This window comes from Paludisphaera soli (assembly GCF_011064595.1).
In the GTDB taxonomy this organism is placed as follows: Bacteria; Planctomycetota; Planctomycetia; order Isosphaerales; family Isosphaeraceae; genus Paludisphaera; species Paludisphaera soli.
This window is the reverse complement of sequence record NZ_JAALJI010000009.1, coordinates 23,768-47,854: the sequence shown is the minus strand read 5'-3', so window position 1 is coordinate 47,854 and position 24,087 is coordinate 23,768. Positions and strand designations below refer to the sequence as shown.

The 24,087-nt window shown below is 71.8% G+C and carries 17 protein-coding genes and 3 tRNA genes; 14 read left to right on the top strand and 6 right to left on the bottom strand.

All coding sequences use genetic code 11. The annotated features are described in order from the left end of the window. Nucleotides 1-89: 89 nt before the first annotated feature. Complete coding sequence (locus tag G6O68_RS13630) at nucleotides 90-3,884, bottom strand: serine/threonine-protein kinase (protein WP_165248635.1); 3,795 nt, start codon at nucleotides 3,882-3,884, stop codon at nucleotides 90-92. Nucleotides 3,885-4,063: 179 nt separating this feature from the next. Here G6O68_RS13630 and G6O68_RS13625 point away from each other — a divergent pair. The 4 genes from G6O68_RS13625 (at nucleotide 4,064) to csrA (ending at nucleotide 5,706) form a co-directional block, all read left to right on the top strand. Continuing rightward, nucleotides 4,064-4,137 (top strand) — tRNA-Arg (locus G6O68_RS13625). A gap of 78 nt (nucleotides 4,138-4,215) precedes the next feature. Beyond that, nucleotides 4,216-4,289, top strand: a tRNA-Arg gene (locus G6O68_RS13620). Nucleotides 4,290-4,540: 251 nt separating this feature from the next. After that, complete coding sequence (locus G6O68_RS13615) at nucleotides 4,541-5,257, top strand: RNA polymerase sigma factor (protein ID WP_165248633.1); 717 nt, start codon at nucleotides 4,541-4,543, stop codon at nucleotides 5,255-5,257. 245 nt (nucleotides 5,258-5,502) lie between these two features. After that, entirely contained in the window at nucleotides 5,503-5,706 is a 204-nt protein-coding gene (gene csrA / locus G6O68_RS13610) for a carbon storage regulator CsrA (RefSeq protein WP_165248631.1), read from the top strand. Nucleotides 5,707-5,762: 56 nt separating this feature from the next. Here csrA and G6O68_RS13605 read toward each other — a convergent pair whose 3' ends face one another. Next, nucleotides 5,763-6,317 carry a DJ-1/PfpI family protein gene (locus G6O68_RS13605; protein ID WP_165248629.1) on the bottom strand — a complete coding sequence of 185 codons (555 nt, stop codon included), beginning with the start codon at nucleotides 6,315-6,317 and terminating at the stop codon, nucleotides 5,763-5,765. Nucleotides 6,318-6,549: 232 nt separating this feature from the next. On the opposite strand from G6O68_RS13605, the gene G6O68_RS13600 reads away from it, so the two are divergent. Beyond that, nucleotides 6,550-6,621, top strand: a tRNA-Glu gene (locus G6O68_RS13600). A 34-nt stretch (nucleotides 6,622-6,655) separates the two neighbouring features. Here the strand turns inward: G6O68_RS13600 and G6O68_RS13595 are convergent. Next, nucleotides 6,656-7,609 (bottom strand): histone deacetylase family protein, encoded by a 954-nt coding sequence (locus G6O68_RS13595; protein ID WP_165248627.1) that lies wholly within the window; start codon nucleotides 7,607-7,609, stop codon nucleotides 6,656-6,658. Nucleotides 7,610-7,728: 119 nt separating this feature from the next. Next, nucleotides 7,729-9,285 carry a glucose-6-phosphate dehydrogenase gene (gene zwf, locus G6O68_RS13590; RefSeq protein WP_165248625.1) on the bottom strand — a complete coding sequence of 519 codons (1,557 nt, stop codon included), beginning with the start codon at nucleotides 9,283-9,285 and terminating at the stop codon, nucleotides 7,729-7,731. 224 nt (nucleotides 9,286-9,509) lie between these two features. On the opposite strand from zwf, the gene G6O68_RS13585 reads away from it, so the two are divergent. The 7 genes from G6O68_RS13585 (at nucleotide 9,510) to G6O68_RS13555 (ending at nucleotide 18,615) form a co-directional block, all read left to right on the top strand. Continuing rightward, nucleotides 9,510-10,004 (top strand): hypothetical protein, encoded by a 495-nt coding sequence (locus G6O68_RS13585; protein WP_165248623.1) that lies wholly within the window; start codon nucleotides 9,510-9,512, stop codon nucleotides 10,002-10,004. 30 nt (nucleotides 10,005-10,034) lie between these two features. Then, nucleotides 10,035-11,129 carry a dipeptidase gene (locus G6O68_RS13580; RefSeq protein WP_165248621.1) on the top strand — a complete coding sequence of 365 codons (1,095 nt, stop codon included), beginning with the start codon at nucleotides 10,035-10,037 and terminating at the stop codon, nucleotides 11,127-11,129. Between the two features lie 89 nt (nucleotides 11,130-11,218). Next, nucleotides 11,219-15,637, top strand: a complete 4,419-nt coding sequence (locus G6O68_RS13575; RefSeq protein ID WP_165248619.1) for an ion transporter — start codon at nucleotides 11,219-11,221, stop codon at nucleotides 15,635-15,637. Continuing rightward, entirely contained in the window at nucleotides 15,634-16,389 is a 756-nt protein-coding gene (locus tag G6O68_RS13570; protein WP_165248617.1) for a DUF2334 domain-containing protein, read from the top strand. Before G6O68_RS13575 ends, G6O68_RS13570 begins: the two co-directional genes overlap by 4 nt. Then, nucleotides 16,386-17,036, top strand: a complete 651-nt coding sequence (locus G6O68_RS13565; RefSeq protein WP_165248615.1) for a methyltransferase domain-containing protein — start codon at nucleotides 16,386-16,388, stop codon at nucleotides 17,034-17,036. The genes G6O68_RS13570 and G6O68_RS13565 overlap by 4 nt, the downstream gene beginning before the upstream one ends. After that, nucleotides 17,033-17,833 (top strand): glycosyltransferase, encoded by an 801-nt coding sequence (locus tag G6O68_RS13560; protein ID WP_165248613.1) that lies wholly within the window; start codon nucleotides 17,033-17,035, stop codon nucleotides 17,831-17,833. Before G6O68_RS13565 ends, G6O68_RS13560 begins: the two co-directional genes overlap by 4 nt. Then, nucleotides 17,830-18,615 carry a hypothetical protein gene (locus tag G6O68_RS13555; protein ID WP_165248611.1) on the top strand — a complete coding sequence of 262 codons (786 nt, stop codon included), beginning with the start codon at nucleotides 17,830-17,832 and terminating at the stop codon, nucleotides 18,613-18,615. Before G6O68_RS13560 ends, G6O68_RS13555 begins: the two co-directional genes overlap by 4 nt. Here the strand turns inward: G6O68_RS13555 and G6O68_RS13550 are convergent. Then, on the bottom strand, nucleotides 18,606-19,730 hold the full coding sequence (locus G6O68_RS13550; protein WP_240911169.1) for a glycosyltransferase family 4 protein: 1,125 nt from the start codon (nucleotides 19,728-19,730) through the stop codon (nucleotides 18,606-18,608). The two genes, G6O68_RS13555 and G6O68_RS13550, sit on opposite strands and share 10 nt — an antisense overlap. Before the next feature lie 291 nt (nucleotides 19,731-20,021). Here G6O68_RS13550 and rpsL point away from each other — a divergent pair, with 291 nt between their 5' ends. Next, nucleotides 20,022-20,426 (top strand): 30S ribosomal protein S12, encoded by a 405-nt coding sequence (gene rpsL / locus G6O68_RS13545; protein WP_165248607.1) that lies wholly within the window; start codon nucleotides 20,022-20,024, stop codon nucleotides 20,424-20,426. Between the two features lie 112 nt (nucleotides 20,427-20,538). Continuing rightward, complete coding sequence (rpsG, locus tag G6O68_RS13540; protein WP_165248605.1) at nucleotides 20,539-21,012, top strand: 30S ribosomal protein S7; 474 nt, start codon at nucleotides 20,539-20,541, stop codon at nucleotides 21,010-21,012. 93 nt (nucleotides 21,013-21,105) lie between these two features. Here the strand turns inward: rpsG and G6O68_RS13535 are convergent, their stop codons facing one another. After that, a complete protein-coding gene (locus tag G6O68_RS13535) occupies nucleotides 21,106-24,078 on the bottom strand; it encodes a sigma-70 family RNA polymerase sigma factor (RefSeq protein WP_165248603.1) in 2,973 nt (990 codons plus the stop codon). Between the last annotated feature and the right edge of the window lie 9 nt (nucleotides 24,079-24,087).

Below are 24,087 nucleotides of genomic sequence, written 5' to 3'. Positions count from 1 at the left end.
AATCGTCGGAGAAGGGTTCATCCCATTATCCCCGACGCGGACCGCCGGGCAACAGCGCTTCCGCGACGGAGCGGCGAGGCCGCGAGGCCTCAGCGCTTGCGGCCGAGGGGCGGAGCCCTCCCGAGGAGCAGGACTTCGGGACTGGCGCCGACGTCGAGCCGGGAGCGGCCGACGTGATGGTTCGGGTCCAGCAGCAGCTCGTCCGGCGTGATCCGGCCGTTGCGAGGGCGAGCCTGGAGCCGGACGCTCGGCGAGGCCACGCCGGCCCGGGGCCCGGTGACGTCCTTGACGTGGCCGGGGCCCCAGAGGTCGACCCACTGGGCCACCACGTCGCGGGTGCGGTTCGGCGGCGGGGCGTCCCCGGCCGCGGCGAAGCCGTAGACCTCGATCGCGTCGTTCCCCTGGCTCCAGAAGATCTGGCCCTGCGCGAAGCAGTCGGCGTCGGCCCGGCAGAGGACGCTCTTCCGGGGGGGGCGGTCCGAGAAGTCGAGGTACGCCGTGTTGCCGCTGGTGACCAGCCAGGGGCGATCAGGCCCTGGCGCCTCGCCGCTCCAGGCCGACATCCGGACGGCGGCCCCGCCGACGGCGACCGTGCAGCGGTCGAGCCGCAGGTCGGCCAGGAATCGCGACCGGGCCACGCGGGCCGGCGTCAGGGTGAAGGCGTCTCCCTTCGCGGCCACGATGCATCGCGAGACCGCCACCAGGCCGCGCCCCACCTCGGCGCGAAGCGCGTCGCCGGTCGTGATCAGGACGGAATCGGCCACGACGCAGACCGGCCGATCCGACGCTTCCGCGATCGGCGAAGGCGGGTCCGACACGAGGCGGGGGCGGGTCGTCGGGGCGCGGAACGAAACGAGCGCCGGCGGATGTTCCAGCGCGACGGGAATCGACAGCTCGCAACGGTCCAGCGCCAGCGAACCGTCGTCCACCCGGATCAGGGTGGGGAGCCGACAATCCTGCTCGACCAGCAGGCGGAGTCCGGAGAGGCTCAGCACGCCCCCCGTCGCCGCGATCAGGGGTTCTCCCTCGGCGTCGGAGGCGGGCGAGAAGACGAGCGGGAGGGCCTCCGGGTCCGCCGGGTGCTCCACGCGGATCTCGACGGTCGACCCCTCGGGCAGCCGGACGGGCGACATCCGCTTCGCCCCGGAGCCCACCACGCGGACCCTCAAACGGCCCCGGGGCTCGCCGCCGCGGTCGCGGAGGAAGGCGCCCAGGTCGCCGTTCCACGGCTGGGGGGCGTCGGCGTCGAACGTCAATTCGACCGCGCCGGGCGGCGCCGGTCCGGTCGCCGGGACGATTCGGGGCGTCTCAGGCGCGGGGAAGTTGAGGACCGTGCGATATTTCAGGAAGGGTCGGGGCTGGGCCACGTCCTCGACGAGCGGCTCCCAGCCCGGCAGGAAGGGCGTGAGGGCGCCTGGCGTCAGGTCGGCGACCCAGCGGGTCTCGGGCCACTCGTTGACGATCTCGCGCGAGGCGACGCCCGCCGCATTCCACGTGGAACTGAACGCGGCGAGCGTCCGCTTGGTGATCGCGTGATCGGGCCCCGCGGAGTGGTAGCCGACCCAGCCGGCGAACTGGTTGTTCGCCCCCATCCAATCGAGCTGCCGGCCGACGACCGCGTCGGGGCGATCGCTCGACGTGAGGCTGGCGACGCCGGCGCCGGCGAACCGGCCGAACACGCTGTCGAACGCGCGGACGCGGAGCCGGCGGCCGGGGGCGTCCGCCTTCCCGCCCCCCAGGTCGATCATCGGCCCTCGCGACCCGACCGCGCAACCCAGCAGATACAGCTGGTTCTCGCCTTTCGGCGAGACGTCGGGCGTCCGGAGCAGGGGGCCCTCGGAGGCCAGGATCGACCGCGCGGCGACGATCTCCGCCGGCTCGCCCCGGTTCAGCTCGAACAGCGTGGCCACGTCGCCCCGGATCAGGCTGTCCTCGATCCGCACGGTCGACGCCCTGGCCCCTTCCTCCGTGCGGAGGAAAGCGAACGGCGCGCGGTTCGGGTTGTAGATCGTCACCGTGCAATTCTTCAGGGTCAGCCGGAAGCCCGAGCCGTGGAAGAGCGCCCGCTGGTTGATCGCCAAGGCGCGGACGTTGACCACCAGGTCCAGCGAGTCCAGCGTCAGCTCACGGCCGTCGAGGGTGAACACGCCGGGGAGCGCCCGCACGGCCTCGATCTTCGGCCCCTCGACGAGCACCGTGGCGCGATATCCCGGCCGCGAGCGAATCACCCGCGACTCGCCGGCGACCCTCAGGTCGTCGATGACGAACGGGCCGACGTCCGCCAGCTCGACCGTCCCCCGGGGGACGTCGAGCGCCTGCCGGAGAGAGGCGACCTCTCCGGAGTCCCGGCCGTCGGCCGCCCGGCGGACCACGGTGGTCGGGCCGTCAGCCTCGGCGCGGACCGGAGTCAGCGCCCACGAGGGGAGGTAGGCCGAGAGGACCGCCGGCGGGTACACCTTGGGCGGGCGGTCGGCCTCCGGAACGTCCGTCGGTTCGACCCACTCCGGCTCCGCGGGGGCCGTCTCGACCGGCTCGGCCTCGACCGCCGGCGGCGGCACCGCCGCCGCGACGACTTCGGGCTGATCGGGCTGGATCTCGCGGACTCGGTGCAAGCCGGAGTCGGGCGACTCGGGGAAGCGCAGGGAGGCCGGGTCGGGGAACGGCCGCAGGATGAGGTCCAGCCCGATGACCGCGACGATCACGATCGCGCCGAGCACCACGCAGCGGATGATCCAGGCGTCCTCCGAGACCGGCGCCGACTGCCGGGGCCCCGGCGCGACGGCCCCCGGCGGGGTGGAGACGGGGAGGCTCAACAGGGCGGGGCCCGGGCCCGCCAACGCGGGCCTCGGAGGCGCGGCATCCGCCAGCAGCTCGGGGCCGAGCGCGGAGAGCGAGATCTCCGGGAGCGACGAGGTGGGCCGCGGCTCGGGGACGCGGTCCGGGGCCGCCGCGACCCGCGCGGCCGGGCGATCGCGGACGAGCCGCAGGGGCGTCGGCTCGTCGTCGATCGGCACGAGCGCCACGCTCGATTCGTCGCCGCCCAGGGCGCCGAGCGCGGCGAGCAGGTCGCGATAGCTGGCGAAGCGGTCCTCGGGGCGCTTCGCCAGCATCCGACGGATCAGGTCCGCCAGGGCCGGCGGGAGGTCGGGCCGCAGGTCGCGGACGTCGGGCGGCGGGGTCCGGGCGTGATTCGTCAGCTTCTCGGTGATGTCGCCGCCGGGGAAGGGGGGCTGGGCCGCCAGCAGGTAATACAGCGTGCACCCCAGCGAATAGACGTCGCTCTGGAAGCTCGTCGCCCGGCTGTCCCGGGCCTGCTCGGGGGCCATGTAGTCCACGGTGCCGACGGTGGTCCCCTCGCGGGTGACGCGCTCGTCCTCGGACTCGGGGCGGACGGCCAGCCCGAGGTCGGTGATCTTCAGCTCCCCCAGAGGGGTCCGCAGCAGGTTGGAGGGCTTCACGTCGCGGTGAATCACCCCGCGCGACATCGCATATTCGAGCCCCCGCGCCGCCTGGGCGATGAGGCCGATCGCCTCGTCCGGGTCGAGCGGGCCTCGATTCTGGACGTAGTCGTGGAGGTCCCCCCCCTGGACGTACTCCAGGACCAGGTAGTAGCGGCCCTCGTCGCTCCCCCGGTCGTAGATCGAGACGATGTTAGGGTGCTCCAGCGACTCGGCGCTGCGGACCTCGGCCACGAACCGCTTCAGGATCGTCGAGTTCCGCGCCATGTAAGACGGGAGCACCTTGAGCGCGACCTCGTGCCCGGTCTCCAGGTGCGCGGCGCGGAAGACCGAGCTCATCCCCCCCGATCCCAGGGGGTGGATGATCCCGTAGCTGCCGATCCGGAACCGGTAAGGTTCCTGGCTGCTCGATCCGGCCTCGGCCATGCTGCCCCTCGAAACGCCCTACGCCCCAGGCGACGATCGACCGGCCCCCGATCGAGCCGGGCGGGCCCTCGCTGTGGACATGATACGCGACCGGCGAGGCGGATGCCCAGGGCGGCTCGCTGCCGAGGGTCGGTTGACAGGGAAGGGGCGGCAGACGAGAATCGGTCCGGAACGACGTGGCGCCCGTAGCTCAGGTGGATAGAGCGGCGGTTTCCTAAACCGCAGGCCGCAGGTTCGAATCCTGCCGGGCGCATCCGCGAGACGACCGATCGGACCGGCCGACGAGGGCCGGCCGGACCGTCGCGTAGCGCGGCCCGTCCACCCCCCACACGCGCCCGTAGCTCAGGCGGATAGAGCAACGGTTTTCTAAACCGTCGGTCGCAGGTTCGAGTCCTGCCGGGCGTATCCGTCCGCGACCCAAGCCCCGCGCGGGCCGCGTAGGAGCGAGGCCGAGTCGGCTCGGCCGCCGTCGGCGTCGCCCGAATTCGGAGGGCGTCCCGCACGGCCGTGGAGTCCGTATCGTAGATTGATTGAAGGAAGAGGAGTGGACGGAGGCGGCCCGACGGCCCCCGCGGCGGTTTCCCGTGAAACCCGCCGTCGGCCGGGTCCAGGCGGGTCGCGAGCGACGGCCGACACGGCCCCATGGGACGCCTTCGATGCCTACGCCCGAAGAACGGCTGACCGAGATCCAGACCAACTGGACCACCATCACCAGCGCCCACGGCGCCGGCCCTAACAGCCAGCAGGCCATGGGCCAGCTGGTCGGCCGCTACCACGACGCCCTGACCCGCTACATCCACCTCAAGGTCCGCGACCGCCACCTCGCCGACGAGGTGCTCCAGGAGTTCTGGACAAAGCTCCTGACCGGCAAGCTCGCCGGGGCCGACAAGACCAAGGGCCGGTTCCGCGATTACCTGCGCACCGTCCTGCACCGGCTTATCATCGACCACTTCCGCACCCGGAAGCTCCACGCCCTCCCCCCCGGCGACCTCCTCGACGCCTCCCAGCCCGATGAGGACTTCGACCGCGTCTGGCGCGAGGCGGTCCTCAACCGGGTCTGGTCCCGGCTGGAGACCTATCAGGCCACCACCCCCAAGAACCGCTACGCGACCGTCCTGCAGCTCCGCCGCGACAACCCCAAGGCCTCCATCGAGGAGATCGCCGAGCAGCTGACCGCGATCGTCGGCGCGCCGGTCACCCCGGAGGCCTTCCGCAAGAATTTGCAGCGGGCCCGCGCCAAATTCATCGAATTGCTGGTGGTCGAACTGAAAGAGACCATCCATCCTACCGACAACGCCGACGTCGAGGCCGAGATCCACGACCTCGGCCTGGGCCGGCTCTACCGCCGGTACACCACCGGCGCCGAGCACTGAACCCGTTGCTCGCCAAAGGGTTGGACGGGGCGGGGGTGGGCACGCGAGGGGATCGCCGGTTTCCACGGTTTTACCGGCCGCGATGAAAATTCCCGCGTCCCCTTGACCACCCATCTTCCGCATGTACAGTTGTTTTAAAGAAGGATCGTGCTTGGTCTTACCATGCAGTCGCCTTCTTCACGGCGTTCTGGTCCTGACATCGGATGGTTCGCGCCCCGCGCGATAGGCACCAGAGAGGAGCGGCGATGCTGGTTCTCTCCCGCAAGAAGAACGAGCAGATCATCATCAACGACAGCATCACGCTGACGGTGATCGAGATCCGAGGCGACAAGGTGAGGATCGGGATCGAGGCCCCGAAGGACGTCACCGTCCATCGGCGCGAGGTCTACGAAGCGATCCAGAATCAGGCCCGGTCGGAAGACCAGGGCACCCGAACCGTCAATCCCTGACCCGATCCCCCGGCGCGGGTCACACCCGAGAAGCCTCCCGATCGATCATCAGGCGACTAGCCCCGCGACTTCAGCAGCTTGACGAACTCCCGCATCCAGGGCCCGTTGTCGGGCCAGGCCCGGGCGGTCACGAGATTGCCGTCGACGACGACTTCGCGATCCACGAACTCTCCCCCCGCGGCGCGGACGTCCCTCGCCAGCTCCGGGTAGCAGGTCAGGATGCGCCCCTTGATCAACCCCGCCGCCGCGAGGATCAGCGGCGCATGGCAGGTGGCGGCGATCGGCTTGCCCCCTTCCAGGAACCGACGCGTCACGTCGAGCACCCGGTCCAGGTTCCGGAGATACTCCGGCGCCCGCCCTCCGGGCAAGACCAGGGCGTCGTACCGCCCCGCCTCGATCGCCTCGATCGCCAGGTCGGCTTCGAGGCGATACCCGCGCTTCTCGGTGTAGGTGCCGAAGCCGGGCTCGAAATCGTGGACCACGGTCTGGATCGCGCGCCTCTCGGGGGCGGCGATCTCGACGGTCCAGCCCTCCTCCTCGAGCCGAGCCTTCGGGTAGAAGACTTCGAGGGCCTCGGCGGCGTCTCCGGCGATCATCAAGATCTTGACCATCGCACCCTTCCGGGGATCCGAGGCACGTCGTCCGTCGCGTGCGGCCCGTTTGCGAGAAAGTAACGACCCGCGGGTCGGGTTGCAAGACCTCGGCGTGCTCCCTCGATTCGTCGGCGATCGGCGTTCTCTCGGGGCGGTCCGAGCGCTTTCGCGGCACCGGCTGGAACAGGCCGCGAGTTCGGGTTGACCTCCCCGGGAGCGAGTCGCTACATTGGTCCCTGTCCGGTACGACGGCCCCGTCGTCTAGTGGTTAGGACACATGCCTTTCACGCATGCAGCACGGGTTCGACTCCCGTCGGGGTCATTCCTCCCGCCTCTTCGCTCCGCTTCGCTCCCCTTCACGGCTTCGCCGTCGGGCCCGCCCCCAGGGCCTTCAAATGAGTCTCGACGCAGCCGGCCAGGAGCGACGGGTTGTAGCCTCCTTCCAGGACGCTGACGATCCGCCCTTGCGCATGGGCCTCCGCCACGTCGACCACGTCGCGGGTGATCGCTTCGAAGTCCTCGAAGTCGAGCCCCAGTCCCCCCACCGGGTCCTCGGCCATCGCGTCAAACCCCGCGCTGACGAGGACCAGTTCGGGCCGATGCCTGTCCGCCAGGGCGTGCAGCCCGGCGCGGAACGCCGCTCGGAACTCTCGGGGGGGTGTGTTGAAGGGGAGGGGGATGTTGGTCGTCAGTCCCAGTCCCGGCCCCGAGCCGGTCTCATCCTTCATGCCGGTGCCGGGATAGAACGGGTGGCGGTGGACGGAGAGGAAGGCGACCTCGCCGGATTCGTAGAAGACGTCCTGCGTGCCGTTGCCGTGATGGACGTCGAAGTCGACGATCAGGATCCGGTCGACCTGGTGGCGGGACAGGGCCTCGCGCGCCGCGACCGCGACGTTGGCGTAGAGGCAGAACCCCATCGCCCCGCCGGGGACTGCGTGATGCCCCGGCGGCCGGACCAGCCCCATGGCCCGGCGATGCTTCCCGCCGAGCACGTCGCCGACCGCCTCGATCGCCGCGCCGGCGGCCAGCCGGGCGGCCGTGAGCGAGCCCGGCGACATCCAGGTGTCGGCCTCAAGCGCCCCGCCGCCCCGGCGGTCGACGTCCAGGAGCGAGGCGAGATACGCTTCCGAGTGGACCCGTCGCAGCTCCTCGTCGGTCGCCTCGCGGACGGTCCCGGCGGGGCAGGCGTCCAGGAGCCCGGTACGCTTCAGGTGGCGGAGGACCGCCTCCAGCCGCTCGGGTTTCTCCGGATGCCGCTCGGGGGGCCGGTGTTCGAGCATCCGACGATCGACGTACAGGGCGACCGACATGCGGACCTCCGCCTGGGTGGGACGGATCGAGGATGAACACTCGGGAGACGAGTCCCGATCTTACCAGGGCCTCGACCGCGTGCGAGCCGGCGGTTCCACGGGAAACCCCGGCGCCGTGATCAGAGCCGCCGCCAGCGGGCCCCATCGCGACGGACCAGCTCGTCGGCCTCGGCGGGCCCCCAGGTGCCGGCGGGGTACTCGGCCGGGGCGGGGGCGTCGGGCCGGTCCCAGGCGTCGAGGATCGAGGTGATGAACCGCCAGGCGTTCTCGACCTCGTCGGTGCGGGTGAAGAGCGTCGGGTCGCCGAGCATCACGTCGAGGAGGAGCCGCTCGTAGGCCTCCGGCGGGGGGGCGGCGAAGGCGGTGCCGTAGCGGAAGTCCATCCTGACCTCCTGCAGGCGCCTTCGCGAGCCGGGGATCTTGGCCTCGAACGTGAGACTCGCCCCCTCGTTGGGCTGGATCCGCAGGACCAGTTGGTTGCCGGCCGATGGCCCGTCGTGCTCCACGTCGAAGAGCTGGGTCGGGGGCCGGCGGAACTGGATGGCGATCTCGGTGGCCCGCTTGGGGAGCCGCTTGCCGGTCCGCAGGAAGAAGGGGACGCCGGCCCAACGCCAGGTGTTCAGCGTGAGCCGGATGGCGACGTACGGGGCGGTCTTCGAGTCGGGCGCGACCCCCTTCTCCTGGACGTAGCCCGGCACGTCCTCCCCCTCGATCGAGCCGGCGGTGTACTGCGCGCGGACGACGTTCTCGTAGACCTCGGCCGGGCTCCAGCTGGGCAGGGCCTTCAGCACCTTGACCTTCTCGTTGCGGACGGCGTCGGCCGAGAGGTCCACCGGGGGCTCCATCGCCACCAGGCAGAGGAGCTGGAGCATGTGGTTCTGCACCATGTCCCGGATCGCGCCGGCGGAGTCGTAATACGACCCGCGATTGCCGGGCATGCCGACTTCCTCGGCCACGGTGATCTGCACCGAGGAGACGAGGCGACGGTCCCAGACGGGCTCGAACAGGCTGTTGCCGAACCGGAAGGCCAGGATGTTCTGGACCGTCTCCTTGCCCAGGTAGTGGTCGATCCGGTAGATCTGGCTCTCGTCCAGCACGCGCGAGGCGTCCAGGCTCAACGCCCGGGCGCTCTCCAGGTCGTGGCCGAACGGCTTCTCGATCACGACCCGGCTCCAGGGGCTCTCCTGCTGCCAGGGGTAGACGAGATCCGCCTTGCCCAGCTGCTCGATGATCGGGCTGAAGAATTCCGGCGCGACGGCCAGGTAGAAGACCCGATTGCCGCGCGTGCCGTGGGTCTGGTCCAGTTCCTCCAGCTTCGCCTTGAGATTCTGGAAGGCTTCGGGGTCGTCGAAGGTCCCGGGCGCGAAGACCAGCCGCGAGGCGAACTGGGGCCAGACCTGCTTGAAGTCGTCCCCCTTCTCCTCCTCGGTCATCGACTTCTCGAACTCGCGCCGGAGGTCCTCGTCGGTCCAATCGCGGCGGGCGAAGCAGACCACGGCGCACTCGGTGGGGAGGTTCCCCCGGTGATACAGGCTGTAGAGGGCCGGCATGAGCTTGCGATGGGCCAGGTCGCCCGTCGCCCCGAACAGGACGATCGCGCAGGGCTGCGGGGCCTGGGCCCGGGGGAGCCCCTGACGGAGCGGGTTCGAGTCGGTCGCGGCGTCGGGCTCGGCCATCGGTTGGGTTCTCGCGCGAGGCTTCGGTCGGTCGGTCGGGCAGGGGAGGGTTCGCGATCGCCGAGACCCCTCGGACCGTCCGATTCTAGGAACCCTCCCCGGAGCCTTCAAGGGACCGAACCGCCGCGAACGCTCGGCCCGCCATTGCGGGGAGGCGCGGGCTCTGGCAAATTGGCTGCACCGAGGGATGGGCCGATTCACCCCCAACCGGAAGTGAAACACCGATGTCGCTGCTTCGCTCGGGGTCGCACCGCAGCGCCCCCTTCATGATGCTCCTCGTGGGCCTGGCCCTGATCGGGGGGGAGGCCTACCTCTCCGCCGGGCCGGACGCGGCGCAGTACGCCGTGAAGGGCTCGCTCCAGAAGCTCCTGATCCAGATCCCCGCCGGGATCGTGGCGGTGATCGTCGCCTCGAAGCTGATCGAGTGCGACTTCGGCCCGCTCTCGGTCGTCATGCTCAAGCTCGCCGGGATCATGGTCCTGGCCGAAGGGGTGGGCACCTGGGTGCCGCTCCCGTTCTTCAGCATTATGGCCGAGCTGGCGGTCATGGTCGTCGGCTTCTTCTGGATGTTCGAGCTCTCGAAGTGGGAGACGTACCTCGTCGTCCTGCTGAACATCGCGGCCATCTTCGGGGCGAGGTACCTCGTCGACAACTACATGAACTCGTCGCACAGCTACTGGGGCGCCGCCGAGCGCCCCCGTCAGCCGCGACGCCGCTGAGCCGAGGCCGACACGGAGCGACCCGCCACGATGCGACGCCTGATCGACGGCCACCTGGACCTGGCCTGGAACGCCCTGGGCTGGAACCGCGACCTCACGCTCGACCTGGACGCCATGAACGCTCAGGAGGCGGGACTGACCGACCACCCCGGGCGGGGCAGGGCCACCACCAGCCTCCCCGAGATGCGCCGGGGGGGCGTCGCGATCTGCCAGGCGACGCTCCTCGCCCGCGCCAAGGTCGTCAGCCGATGGGACGAATTCGCCCAGGGCCCGCCCCGCGCCAACCTCGACTGGCGGACGCAGGACGCCGCCTCGGCCGCCGCCCGGGGGCAGCTCGCCTACTATGAATTGCTGGAGCGCCGCGGCCTCCTGCGGCCCATCCGCACCCGTGGCGAGCTGGACGACCACTGGGCGAAGTGGGAGGCCGCCCCCGGTTCGACGCCCATCGGCTACATCCTGGCGATGGAGGGCTCCGACCCGATCGTCGCGCCCGATCACGCCGAGGCCTGGTGGGACCTGGGCCTCCGCACCGCGAACCTCGCCCACTACGGCCCGAGCCGCTACGCCGTCGGCACCGGCGAGGAGGGCCCGCTGACCCCGGCGGGCCGGGAACTCCTCCGCGAGTTCGAGCGTCTGGGCCTGATCCTGGACGTCACCCACCTCTCGGACGAGGGCTTCTTCCAGGCGTTCGACGCCTTCTCGGGCCCGATCCTCGCCAGCCACAACAACTGTCGCGCCCTCGTGCCCGCCCAGCGTCAGTTCTCCGACGAGCAGATCCGGCTCCTGATCGAGCGCGACGCCGTGATCGGCGTGGCGCTCGACGCCTGGATGATGCATCCCGGCTGGGTCCGGGGGAAGACCTCGCGCGAGGTCGTCGGCCTCGAAGCCCTGGTCGACCACGTCGACCACATCTGCCAGCTCGCCGGGAGCGACCGCCACGTCGCGATCGGCAGCGACCTCGACGGCGGCTTCGGCACCGAGCAGACGCCGAAGGGGCTGGACCGGATCTCCGACCTCCAGAAGCTCGACGGCTACCTCGCCGCCCGCGGCTACGCCGACGACGCGATCGACGCCGTCTTCCACGGCAACTGGCTGCGGTTCTTCCGCGAGCACCTGCCGGCCTGATCCGCCCCGATCGGCCCGACTCGGCCGCCGAATCTTGTTATGATCGATCGGCGTGACGGGTCCGATCCCCGCGGGCGGAGCGACCATCGGTGGCCGAGATCACTTGGAACGAGCGCGCGTGGTGCGAGCAGGCCCGCGGCCTGGCCCGCAAGGTCGAGGACCCCTCGGACGACCACGCCCGCGCGTCGCGGCTGGGGAGGCTGCTGGCGCACGTCGAGGCCGGCTGGAAGATCCGCGCCGGGCTCGACGCCCACCCGCCCGACGCGGGGACCGAGCGACTCCGCCGCGCCGTGGTCCGAGGCCTGGCCGAGCTGAAGCGGGCCGTCGACGACCTGCTGGCCGCGGCCGAGCCCGAGGGCGACGCCCGTCGGCTGATGGCGTCGCGGCTCCGCCGATGGACCATCCGCGAACGCGCCGCCTTGCAGGCCGAGGCGACCCAGGCCCACCCCGACGCCCTCCGCCGCCTGCTGGCGCTCGACGCCGCGCGCGGCGACCTCGAATGGTTCGCCCACCTCCTGGACCGCCTGGAAGGGGCGCCGGGGCCGGGGCCGGCCGCCTGGCTGGAGGTCGAGCTGGCGAAGGTGCGGCACCTGCTCGAAGCCGAGCCCCGGCCCTCGCCCAAGGCCCGCGCCCGCCGCGAGGCCCTGCGCGCCCGTTGCGAGCGGATGCGGGGGATCCTCCTGGAGCGTCGGGTCCGCAAGGAGCTGGACGCGGCCTACGAGGACTCCACGCCCGAGCGGCTGGCCTCCGTGCGCAACAAGCTCTCGCGGCTCCAGGCCCGCGTCGGCGCCCTGGAGTCGGTCGACGAGGCCGAGGCCGCGACGGACGTCGAGGACGAGTCCTCGATCGCCCCCGACGTCGAGCGGCCCGGCGACGACCCCGAGGCCTGGACGAAGGCCCTGGCCGCCCGCCGCGAAGAGGTCGCCGAGCGGCTCGACGCCAGCCTCCTGGCCCTGCCGCCGGCCGAGGCGGCGCGGTCCTGCGAGCGGATCGTGCAGGGCGCCCGCGACGAGCTGGCCGAGATGATCGCCTTCCTCCAGGACGCCCCCCTCCGCCGGGCCGTCCTCCGCCTGGAGACGGCGGGGGAGGACCTGGACCGGCTCGCCGACGGCATCCGGGCGACCCGCCGCGCCGGCCGACGCGCCCCCGAGGGCCGGCGACTCTCGCCGGACGACGTCCGACGGCTCGACGAGGCCCTCGTCGGGGTCCGCGGGCTCCGCCGCAACGTCGGGTCGGAGTGGCAGGAGAAGCTTCTGACGCTCCGGCTCCGCAACCTGCTCGGGGCCCGCGTCGCGTCGTGGCTGGAGAACGTCGTCCTGCTCCTGATCGTCGCGCTCTCGCTCCTGATCGTGACCGAGACGTTCCTCGACCGCTCCGGCGGGCTCTCGCCCGGACGCCGCGAGCTGTTCGCCTGGCTCGACCTGTTCGTCTGCTCGGGCCTGCTCGCCGAATTCACCCTGCGGCTGATCCTCGCGCCGGCGAAGGGACGGTATCTCGTCCGCCATTTCGCCGTCGATTTCCTGGCGTCGCTGCCGTTCGGCTTCCTGGCCTACGCGCTGGACGAGCACCTCACGACCCGGGGCGAGGAGACGCTCTGGCTCCTGCGCTACCTGCGGCTCGCCCGCATCCTGGAGCTGCTCCGGCTGGCGATCCCGGTCGTCCGGCTGATGCGACTGGTCCTGTTCGCACTCCGGCTGAGCGACCGCCTGGTGCGCCGGAACGCCGGGCTGCTGAACCGCAACATCCTCCTGTTCGAGCCCAGCCGCGAGCACCGCGCCGAGTCGGGCGACCGGCACCGCCTGGCGTCGCTCCGCGCCGACCTCCAATCCGTCGAGGCCGCCGTCGGCCGCCGCCTCCATCGCGACCAGCAGGACGCCCTGGCGTCGCGACGGCTCGCGGACCTCGCCGTGCGGCTCGAATTCCTCCCCGACCGCCACATCGAGCCCCTGAGCGAGCACCGCGACGACCGCGAAATCCCCGTCGAAGCCCTGGTCGAGCGGCTGATCCAGCTCACGCCCGAGACCCTCGTCGACCGCATGGGTCAGGGGTTCGTCAACTCGGTGGACGCCTACATCCGGGTCCTCGACGTCCCCCTCGTGCGGCGGCTCCCCCTGATCCGCAGCCTGGTCGCCCACCGCGAGAAGTCGCCGGCCGAGGCCGTCACGCTGGCGGCGAACTACGTCGGCTACGCGATCCAGCGCGGGCTGGACGTGATCTACTTCCTGGCCGACCTCCAGGCCACGCTCTCGCCGGCCATCTTCCTGGATCGCCTGGGGCTGACGCTGGTCAACGCCACCCGCACCCCGGCCAAGCGCCTGCTCTGGCTGGGGACCGCGTTCCTGGTGCTCTTCCTGGTGGTGAACCTCATCACCTTCCTGAGCGTCTTCCGGCCGTTCGTCGACGCGGTGCAGAGGCGGCTGGGGTGGCCGGTGATCGTCCTCGGCGCCATCTGCCTGGCGATCTGGTCGCTCGGCTCGTGGCTCCGCAAGATCGCCAACCAGTCGGCCGACTTCAGCGAGCGGATCGTCGAGGCCCAGTTCGCCTCGCAGACCAAGACCTTCAAGGCCCGTCGCAGCGAGCAGGACGCCCGGTTCCTGGCCGAACGGGTCGTCGACCCCGAGCTGGCCATGCGGGCCGCCGACGACCACCAGCCCGAACTCTACTCCGACCGCCCGACCGCCGCCGCCGACGTCGAGGCCCTGTTCGCCGGGCCCCAGACCCGCTTCGCCAACCGCGAGCTGACCTTCCTGCGCAACATCCGGCTGCTCTACCAGGACTACCTGGACGGCTCGCCCTTCCACCGCAGCGACGTGAAGACCTCGGTCCAGCTGCTGGGGAACCTGGCCCTCGCCAACCTGCGCCGCAGCCGGCTCGACTTCGTGCTCCGCGAGAGCCGGGCCCTGGGCAAGCTCGACCTGAGCCGGGCGGGGGGGCTGCTGGGGGGCCCGTACCTCTGGTTCAACTACATCACCCGGATCATCGTCCAGGAGACGGCCGTCCTGCTCCTGGACTACAACGCCAACGCCGTGCCGCTCGACCGCCTGGCCTGCTCGCCCCCCGAACGCCGGCGCGCCTTCCAGGTCTGGCTGGCCGAGCGGCTGAGGATCGACCCGGACGAGGTCCGCCTCCCCGCGCCCAACGTCCCGGAGCCGTTGGAGGTCCGCGACCCCGCCCCGCTCCCCCCCAGGGCCCCGAGGCGCCACGAGGCCGCCGCGTTCCTGGAGACGGTGGAGTTCACCGCCATGGACTTCCTCGCCGACGAGCCGGAGCGTGACGCCGAGATCCTCGGCCGCTTCGGCCCCCAGGTCGCGGAACTCGTCCGCAAGGACCGCCAGCAGAACGTCCGCCGGGCGTTCCGCAGCTTCCCGCTCCAGGACCTGCCTCCGGCCCAGCGGACCATCAACCCTTACACGTTCTATGAGGCCCGACTCTCGGGCGGCCGGATCGCCCTCTTCCCGCTCGTCGTCTCCGCCGCGATCTTCCGCAGCGCCTGGATCGCCGTCCGCGGCGTCTACCAGGGGGTCCACCACATCCTCAACCCCCGCGTGAGCCGCGACAAGGACGTCCCGGCCGACTCCTACGCCGCCGCCCATCGCAAGATCCATCGGATGCGCAAGCCGGTGTTCATGGGCTCGCTCTGGCTCCGCGCGCGGCTCGACGTGGAGTACCTGGGCCTCCGCCTCCCCTCCGCGCCGGCCTCTCTCGCGTTCGACTCGACGATGGAATCCGACCTAGACTTCATCGGCGCCTCGCGCAAGGACCGGATCATCGCCGACCAGATCCGCCGCGACCATCAGCGGCGGCTGGCCTGGACGGCCCGCTGGCTCCGCCGCTTCGGCTGGACGCTCGAAGACCTGCCGGCGTTCCTCGCCGCCGAGACCCCCTACCTGGCGAACCGCGCCGGCGAGGCCCTCCGCGCCCTGGTCGCCGCCTGCGCGCTCGATCACGACGACGTCGCCACGCTGGCCCTCTCGATCGAGGCCCTGACGATCCTGGCCGACTACGCCGCCTCGCCCACGTCCAACCTCAGGAAGCTCCCCACCGGGCTCCCCGACCCGATCCTCAACCCCCGGCGGATCTGGCGGCCGGTGCCGCGCAAGGTCCCGCCGTGGCGCCGCCTTTTCGACCTCCCCCAGTTCGCCCGCTTCGACGCCGCCGCGCGGAAGCGGATCACGACCTTCCTGCGGCGCCACCGCCGCGTGACCCGGGGCTGGTTCCGCGTCGTCCTGGGGCAGGGGGGGGCCGACCCCTGGGCCGAGGTCCGCGCCCGGCTGCACGACGTCCTCCTCAAGACCGACCTCTGGAGCGACCAGATCCTGATCCTCCGCGCCGTGCAGACCCTGACCATGCTCGACGTCCACCACAACTGCGAGCTGGTCTGGTCCCTCGGCGGCTACGAGGACCCCGAGCCCGCCGAACCCCCTTCCTCCCGCATCGTCGACTCCGACGCCGCCTCCTCCTGGTGGTCCGACCGCCCCGACGCCGAACGGGTGGAGAGCGAGGTGTGAGCACGACCGCCGCCCCCGCCGAAGTCTCGTCGAGCTTCGCCGTCGTCGTGCACGACGTCGCCCCGGCGCTCGCCGAACACCTCGCCGACGTCCGGCGGGCGATCGCACCGCTGGTCGGCGACCGCCTCTCCGCCGCGGTCGTCCCCTGCTGGCACGGCGCCGCGCTGGGGGCCGGCCGCCGCGACGCGCGCTTCCTCCGCGTCCTGGAACGATCGGCCGGGGCCTTCCTGATGCACGGATTCGCCCATCGTCAGGATCGACTCGGCCCGATCGCGATGCTCTCCGGGCGGTCGAACGAGCTGGACGGGCTGTCGCTCGACGAGACCCGGCGGCGCCTGGAGGCGGGGCGGGCGATCCTCGATCGGCGTCTCGGCCGGCCCGTCGAGGGCTTCGTCCCCCCCGCCTGGCGGTCGGGTCGGGCCGGGATGGCCGAGCTGGCCCGCCACGGATTCCGGTTCCGGGCCGGGTTCTCCTCGCTCGAATTCGTCGACGCCCCGCCGATCGGGCTGGCGACCTGGTCGTGGGACTGGGGCGTGCTCGCACCGCTGGGACCGGCCGGCGCGCGGCTCGGCGATGCGCTGCACCGCCTGCGGCCGGGCTCGCTGCCCTGCGTCGTGCTCCACCCGGCCGACGCGGGGCGGGGCCTCCTCCCGCGGGCCGTCCGCGTGGTCGAGCGGCTGATCGGGCGGGGCCGTACGCCGGTCCTGCTCGCGGAGCCGGGCGCCGCCCGGGCGGGGGGGCCGCCGCCGTGAACGCCGCGATCCGGAGGCTGTTCGACGACCGGCTGCGACGGCGGGCCGACGCCCTGGCCCGGCGCCTCGCGCCCCACCTCCCCGCGTCCCCCCGCCTGCTCGACGTCGGCTCGGGGACGGGCCATAATGCGAGGGCCCTGGAGCGGCTCGCGGGAGGCTCGTGCCGCGAGGTCGACGTGGTCGACTTCCACGTCGTCGGCCCCGGGCCCGCACTGTTCGACGGAGTCCGACTCCCTTTCCATCGCGATGAATTCGACATGTGCCTGGTTCTTCACGTCTTAACCTACGCCGACGACCCGTCGACCCTGCTCCGCGAGGCCGGCCGGGTGGCGTCTCGGGGCGTGGTGCTCGTCCAGTCGACCCACCGGGGGGCCTGGGGCCGCGCCGCCCTGGGGCTCCGGGGGGCGTTGCAGGGGACGCTGGCCTTCCGGGCCTGCCGGGCGTTCGGGCTGATCCCCCCCGCGGCGGATCCGCTGCGGCCCCGGCGCCGCTTCACCCGGGGGCGGCTCCTCAGGGTCGTCGCCGAATCCGGTTTGGTCGTCCGGTCGATCGAGGCGGAACCCGGCCTCGGCGGGGCCGCGAGTCGCGATTTGCTGATCCTCGAACATCCCCCCGGCCGCGACCGCGACCGAGGCTCGCGGGCATGAGTCGCGTCCCGGCGGTCAGCGTCGTCGTCCCGGCCCGCAACGAGGAGGCGCTCATCGGGTCCACCCTGGAATCGATCCTCCGCTCGTGCGCCGTCTTCGAAGCGGCGGCCGGGCCCGGGGACGCGGTCGAGATCCTGGTGGTCGACAACGCCAGCACCGATCGCACCCCGGAGATCCTTCGCCTCTACGCCGAGTCGGTCGGCGTGCGCCGGCTGACCTGCGCCCCCAGGGGCGCGGCGCACGCTCGGAACCTCGGCGCGCGGGCGGCCCGGGGCGACATCCTCCTGTTCCTGGACGCCGACACCCACCTCCCCCCGGAGGCGATCCGCCGGGTCGTCGCCCACTGCCGCCTCGGCCGCTTCGAGGCCGGCTTCACCCGGCTGGGGGCGCTCGACGGCGGCCTGACCGCGAGGGCTTGGTGGGCCTTCTGGAACGCCGTCCGCCGCCTCCCGCTGGCGCGGGCCAAGGCGATGCCCGCCTGCATGTTCTGCACCCGCGCGGCATTCGAGGAGTTCGGGCCGTTCGACGAGCGGGTCGCCATCGGCGAGGAGTGGCCGATTCTGGCTGGGCTCTACCGCTCACGCCGCCGCCGGCTGATCTATGATCGCACCCTCGTGGCGCTCAGCTCCGGCCGTCGCATGGAGCTGCAGCCTTTCGGCTACGTCCGGACGCTGGCCAAGTACGGATGGGCGATCGTGAGCTTTCGGGGCCGGGTCCACTATTGTGACCGCATTCGCCATCCCCCCGGATCGATCGCGGAATCGTTCGACCGGCGGGCGTCCGGGGGGTCGTCGTGAACGACGGCGGGCCGGCGAGCCGGCTGCTTCGGCGGCTGGCTTGCCTGAGGCTGAACGAGGTCGAGCCGCGCCGCGGCCCCGACGGGACGCCTTGGATCGCCAAGCGGCACCGCCGCTTCGCGCGGCCGATCATCGCCCTCGCCAACGTCTATCTGAACCTCAGCCGGGCCGGGGTCCGCGTGCCGGGGGATCGCCTGTGGCACGCCTGGGAACGCGAGGCGAACCGGCATCTGCACGGCGTCGGATGCCGCAGCGAGGCGGGGGGATGGCTCTTGATGCCGCGCTGGCCCGGCCTCCCCCTCGCCGAGTATGCGGGAGACGGCCGGTCGACCCCCGAGGGGCGGCTCCGGGGCCTGGAGGCCGCGACGCTCGCCCTCCGCGAGGCGCACCGCGTGACCCTCCGCCTCCCCGAGGGCGGCGAGGGCCTGTTCAGCCACGGCGACGCCACGCTGCACAACGTCGCCTACGATCCGTCGACCGGGACCGCCCGCTGGTACGACTTCGACACCGTCCACGCCCCCGGTCTCCCAGCCGTCGCGCGGCACGCCGACGACCTCCGGGCCCTGCTCGCGTCGGCGTTCGCCTTGCTCCCCGACGCGCCCGCCCCGGTCGTCTTCGACATCGTGGCCGGGGCGTATGACGGCCCCGAGACCTGGGCGTTCCTCCGGGGCCTCGTTGCACGGGGGATGTTCCACCGGGCGGCCCATCATCGGGCGCAAGCGACGCCCGGCGAAGGACGCCTCCGGGAACTCGAAACCCTCCTGGGAACCCCTCAGCCGTGAGCCGAGAGCGCCGCCACCAGCAGGTCATTGGCCGCCTGCCAGCGGTATCGGCCGGCGATCGTCCGGCCGAGTTCGACGCGGCGGGCCCGCTCGTCGCCGCGGTCGAGGAGGTCGCGGAGGGCCCCGGCGATCGCTTCTTCCTGAGTGGGGTCGAAGTACCAGCCGGCCTCGCCGCCGATCTCGGGGAGGGCGGTGGAGTCGGCGAGCGCGACGGGAGTCCCCTGGGCCATGGCCTCGACGGCGGGTATGCCGAAGCTCTCGCAGAGCGACGGGAAGACCAGGGCCGTCGCCTCGGCGTAGGCGGCGCGGAGGGACTCGGCCTGGCGATAGCCGGGGAGGCGGACGACGGCCTTCGGGCCGACGGCGGCGATCGCCTCGCGCAGGCCGCGCTCCTCCTCGGGGGCGCCCGAGCCCAGCAGGACCAGGGCCAGCTCGCCGGCGGCCACCTCCGGGAGGGTCGCGGCGGCGCGGATCAGGCGGATCAGGTTCTTCCGCTCCTGAAAGTTGGCCACGGACAATAAATAAGGAAGGCCGGCCGGCAGCCCCAGGTCGGCGCGGATGCTCTCGCGGTCGGCGGCGGGGCAGGGCTCGAAAAAGAGGTCCTCGGCCGCGTTCGGCACGTAGGCGACCTTCCCCCGAAGTTCCGGCGAGGCCTCCAAGAGCTCGTCCGTATTGAACTCCGAGACCGAGAGGATGAGGTCGGCGTGGAGGAAGGCGTTCGCGACGTTGCGCCGGAGCCGCTCGGAGCCAAACCGGAAGCCCTGCAGGACGTCGTGGCTGGTGACGGCGACCTTCGCCCGGCGCGTCCGGACGCGGAACTCGGCCGGGCAGTAGACCCAGTCGGCCGGCCCGGCGAGCCATTCGAACGGGGGCAGGGGGGCCAGCCGCCACCATCGCAGGAGGTCGCGGGTGCGCACGGGAAGCTCGCGACGGGGGGCGTCGCCCAGCCGTCGCCAGTAGGCCCGGCCGTCGGGATGGTCGATCTTGCCGGAGACGACGTTCAGGTCGACGTCGTCGCGGGCGGCCAGGCGTTCGAGCTGCGCCAGCGCGTGCCGGGTGACCCCGGTGGGCGCGTAGCAGGCGTTCATGTCGTACAGCCAGGCGACCCGGATCAAGCGACGCTCCATCGTTCCGAGGCGGGGGGGCGTTCCGTCTCGGGCGATGGTAGGGGCGGGGAATCGCGGTGTCAACATCCTTGACAGGACTGGCCGGCCCGGTACACTAAATGCTTTGGCTCGGGATAGACCGCCAGAATCCGACCGGGGAGCGTCGTCCGAAAGTTGCTTCGGGCCGACGCGACGCGGGTTCCGAGGGAGCTGCCCGCCTCGCGGCGATCTCCTGGCCGCCGTGGCCGACTCATGGCCGCGACCAGGACACGATAAGGACGACAGGGAAACGACGAGAACATGCCGACCATCAATCAGCTCGTTCGCAAGCCGCGCCGGCCCGTCCAGTACAAGACGAAGTCGCCGGTGCTCGAGGGTTGCCCGTTCAAGCGGGGCGTCTGCCTGCAGGTCAAGACGATGACCCCGAAGAAGCCGAACTCGGCCCTCCGCAAGGTGGCCCGCGTCCGGCTCTCCAACGGCAAGGAGATCACCGCCTACATCGGCGGCGAGGGGCACAACCTCCAGGAGCACTCGATCGTGCTGATCCGGGGCGGCCGCGTCCGCGACCTCCCGGGCGTCCGCTACCACATCGTCCGCGGCGTGCTCGACTGCCAGGGCGTCGGCGACCGTCGCCAGGCCCGCTCCAAGTACGGGGCGCAGAAGAAGAAGGCCGCCCCCGCGAAGGGTGCCGCCAAGAAGAAGTAAGCCGGTCGAGCCGACCCCGGCCCGCTCCGAGCCGCGATGACCCGCAGGCTCGCGCCGGGGGCGGTGGTTCTCCCCGAATCCACGTGCCCTTATCCCCGCAGGATCGACATTCATGGCCCGCAAGTTCACGGCGAGCAAGACCCACCTCCGGCCCGATCCCCGATACGGATCGAAGCTGGCCGGCAAGTTCATCAACTGCGTGATGCACGACGGCAAGAAGAGCGTCGCCATCCGCATCTTCTACGATGCGATGGAGCTGATCCACAAGCGGCTCCCCAACGACGAGCCGATCGACGTCTTCACCCGCGCCATCGAGAACGTCAAGCCGCTCATCGAGGTCCGCTCCAAGCGAGTCGGCGGCGCCACCTACCAGGTGCCGATGCAGGTCAACAAGACCCGCCAGCAGACCCTGGCCATCCGCTGGGTCCTCATGGCCGCCCGCGAGAAGAAGGGCCGCCCGATGGCGATCAAGCTCGCCGACGAGCTGATGGCCGCCTACAACCGCGAAGGCGCCGCCGTCACCCGCCGCGAGAACGTCCACCGCATGGCCGAGGCCAACAAGGCCTTCGCCCACTTCGCCTGGTAATCCCCGGGCGATCGAGATGAGGAAAGGCCGTCGGAGCGACCCACGTCGCGCCGGCGGCCTTTTCGCGTTCGGGACTTTGCAAGCTCGCCGGGGTCAGCGTCGATTCAGGCCCGCCGTCGTTCGACTGTGGGGTAGCACGTCGACGCGGATCTCGCCGAGGTCGAGGATCCCCGGCCCCCGAGGCTCGACCAGCCCGATCCCGTAGCTGGCGAAGGCCGGCGGGGTCGACGACTGGGGGAGCAGCTCGGCACGGTAGACCCGGCCGACGAACAGCGGCGGCGAGGTGAATCGGCCGACATCGTCGGTGATCGACAAGGCGTCACTCATCGAATTGGTTGAGATCGGCCGCGAGTCGATAGCGAGGACTCGCAGCCAACTCAGGACCTGCCGCGGTCGCGGCCGATTCTCCTCGTCCAGGAGGACACCCGTCGCCTTGGCGGTCGGCTCCAGGGTGATCAGGACCTCGTCGGCGTCGGGGCCGACCTCGACGAACCCACCGGCGGCGCCGTCGGCGCTCACCACTTCGACGCCCAGCGGTATCGTCCGGCAATCGAGCCGAAATCGGCCTTCGGCGTCTGTAAGGAGAGGTCGATACGCCGCCGCGCCGTCGCTGCTCGCGACCTCCACGCGCGACCCGGGCACGGCCACGCCCCGCTGGTCCACGACCCGACCGACGAGCCGCCGCTCCGAAGGTCGGGCGGCGTGGAAGTCGCGGACGACCTCGTTCTGTTCGAGGCCGAGGGTCATGGTCTCGCCCCTCGGATTCGTGTCGCTGATCAGATCATAGGAACCAGGGCCGAGCCGGAACTCATACCGGCCCTCGGCGTCGGTCCGCTTGAGCCAGGACCGTTGAGTGGCTTGCAAGGAGGCCAGCCTCGCCTCGCGAGGTATCCCGACCGGCGCGAATTCCATCTCCGTCGCGCCTGGCGGAGCGGGTACGGCCTGGGCGGCGGGGCGCGTCTGTCCCCGTTCGACGATCGAGATGCGGGCACCCAGCTGCGGCCGACGCTCCGGCCCGGCCGTGACGACGCCCCGGAGGAGAATCCCCTTCGTGAGCGTGAAGTCGATCCGGGCCGGTGGAGGCCCCGTTTCGGGGACGACGTCCATGCGGGAAGCGGCGGCCCAGTCCTCGTCTTCGACCCAGACCGAGTAGCGTTCCCCTGCCGGCACCCGGATCGAATAGGTCCCATCCCCCCGGCTCCGTGTCGCGAAAATCGCGACCATCGACCCTGCCATCCAGGACTTCGCGGAGACGCGGACGTCGATCGCGGGCGAACCGTCGGGCAGTTGGATTCGTCCGCCGAGTTCGGCCCGAGGCGTCGGCCTCGCCACCACGGGCACGGACGGATCGGACGAGAGGCTGACGGTGCCGTAGCCGTCGCCAGGATCGGAAGGGATGACGCCCGCTCCCTGCAATGTCGCCGGGAGCCAGTCGAAACGAACGACCCCGTCCGGCGTCGAAGCCGCCTCCAGCATTCGGCTCGGGTAACGGACGGCGGTTCGTCGGCCTGGGATCCAAAGGCCCTGGACCTGGAACCCGACCCCGGCCGCCGGTTTGCCGCCCGGGTCGACCACCTGGACCTGAAACGTCTGGGGCGGGGCGAGGCGGAGCGACACCTGTTCGGGCAGCTCCTGGACGACGAGGCCGGCGGGGCGGACGGCCTTGTAGTCGTGGTCGCCGAACTCGGCGTAGTCGAGCCCGGTCGCCGCCTTCTGGGCGACGATCCAGCGCACTTCGTCGGCTTCGGGCACGATCAGCCGGGCGACGCCGTCGGCCCCGGTCTCGGCGTGGGCCACGATCCTTTGACGGGCGACAACCTCCACGCCGGCCCCCGCGACCGGCTCGCCGCTCGCGTCGGCCACCCGGGCGCGGATCGCCCGGCCCGGTTTCACCACGATCCGGACCGACTCCGAAGCGCGGGCCCGTGGCACGTCGTCGCCGTAGGCGAAGGCCCCGACGCGACCGTCGTCGGCCTGGACCAGGATCGAACGTCCGTCGACCACGCGATCCTCCGTCTCGATGGCGAACGAACCGTCCGGAGCCGTCGCACCCCGGATCTCCGTTGGAGAATAGGCGTTGATCAGCACGCGAGCCCCGGCCACCGGCTCGCCGGCCTCGCCGACGACCATGCCCCGGGCGATTTCCGGGCCCGACGAGGCGGAGGGTGCCGGAGGAAGGGCGGCCGCGGTCGGAGGAGTTCCGAGCCCCGAGTATCCCCAGGCCAGACCGGCCCCGAGGGCGAGCGAGGCGAGCAGGGCGCCGGTCTTGACGAGCGACATCCAGCGGGAAAGGGCGAGCATGGCGAGGACTCCTTCGGCCAGGGAGGCGACGGCCTCCGAGACCGTCCCGGTGGCCGCACGCGTCGGGATGGCGTTCAAGGCGAGGCGTAGGGCGGCGTCGGGCAAGGTTGCGGAGCGGGCGTCGGGCGTCATGACGACTCCCAGGCCGCCGACGGCCAGGCCCCGGCGGGCGAGCCGGTCGCGCAGGAGCGAACGGCCCCGGGCGAGGCGGCTCGACAGGGTCCCCTCGGCGAGGCCCAGGCGCGAGGCGGCCTCGCGGCGGGGGACGCCGTCCAGCTCGCAAAGCTGGATCGCCTCGCGATATCGCCCGGGCAGCCGCCCCAGCTCCTCGTCCAGCATCGCCCGGAGTTCGAACCGATCGGCGTCGAAGTTCGCCGCGGGGCGATCATCGAGCGGTGCCCCCTCGCGGTCCCGGAGCCGCAGCAGGTGCCGTCGGCATTCTCGGGCGGTGCGCACGGCCGCGACGCGGAGCCAGGCTCCGACACACTCGGCGTCCCGGAGCGAGCCCGCCTTGCGTGCCAGGACGAGGAAGACCGCCTGGAAGGCGTCGTCGGCGTCGGCCCCCCCGCCGAGCATCCGCCGGCAGACCCCCAGGACCATCGGCCCGTGGCGCAGCACGAGGGCCGCGAAGGCGTCCTCGCGCTCGACCCCCTCGCCGTCGGCGAATCGGCCCAGCAAGCGGCCGTCGCTCCAGGCTCCCAACATCCCCGAGTCGCAGAGCCCCTGAATCCTCCGGGCCGTCCGATCCGCCGCTGGCCTGCTCATCCCGAAGGC

Coding starts and splice junctions, on each gene's coding strand:
- G6O68_RS13630 (WP_165248635.1), bottom strand. CDS start 3,884: ATGGCCGAGGCCGGATCGAGCAGCCAGGAACCTTACCGGTTCCGGATC.
- G6O68_RS13615 (WP_165248633.1), top strand. CDS start 4,541: ATGCCTACGCCCGAAGAACGGCTGACCGAGATCCAGACCAACTGGACC.
- csrA (WP_165248631.1), top strand. CDS start 5,503: ATGCTGGTTCTCTCCCGCAAGAAGAACGAGCAGATCATCATCAACGAC.
- G6O68_RS13605 (WP_165248629.1), bottom strand. CDS start 6,317: ATGGTCAAGATCTTGATGATCGCCGGAGACGCCGCCGAGGCCCTCGAA.
- G6O68_RS13595 (WP_165248627.1), bottom strand. CDS start 7,609: ATGTCGGTCGCCCTGTACGTCGATCGTCGGATGCTCGAACACCGGCCC.
- zwf (WP_165248625.1), bottom strand. CDS start 9,285: ATGGCCGAGCCCGACGCCGCGACCGACTCGAACCCGCTCCGTCAGGGG.
- G6O68_RS13585 (WP_165248623.1), top strand. CDS start 9,510: ATGTCGCTGCTTCGCTCGGGGTCGCACCGCAGCGCCCCCTTCATGATG.
- G6O68_RS13580 (WP_165248621.1), top strand. CDS start 10,035: ATGCGACGCCTGATCGACGGCCACCTGGACCTGGCCTGGAACGCCCTG.
- G6O68_RS13560 (WP_165248613.1), top strand. CDS start 17,033: ATGAGTCGCGTCCCGGCGGTCAGCGTCGTCGTCCCGGCCCGCAACGAG.
- rpsL (WP_165248607.1), top strand. CDS start 20,022: ATGCCGACCATCAATCAGCTCGTTCGCAAGCCGCGCCGGCCCGTCCAG.
- rpsG (WP_165248605.1), top strand. CDS start 20,539: ATGGCCCGCAAGTTCACGGCGAGCAAGACCCACCTCCGGCCCGATCCC.
- G6O68_RS13535 (WP_165248603.1), bottom strand. CDS start 24,078: ATGAGCAGGCCAGCGGCGGATCGGACGGCCCGGAGGATTCAGGGGCTC.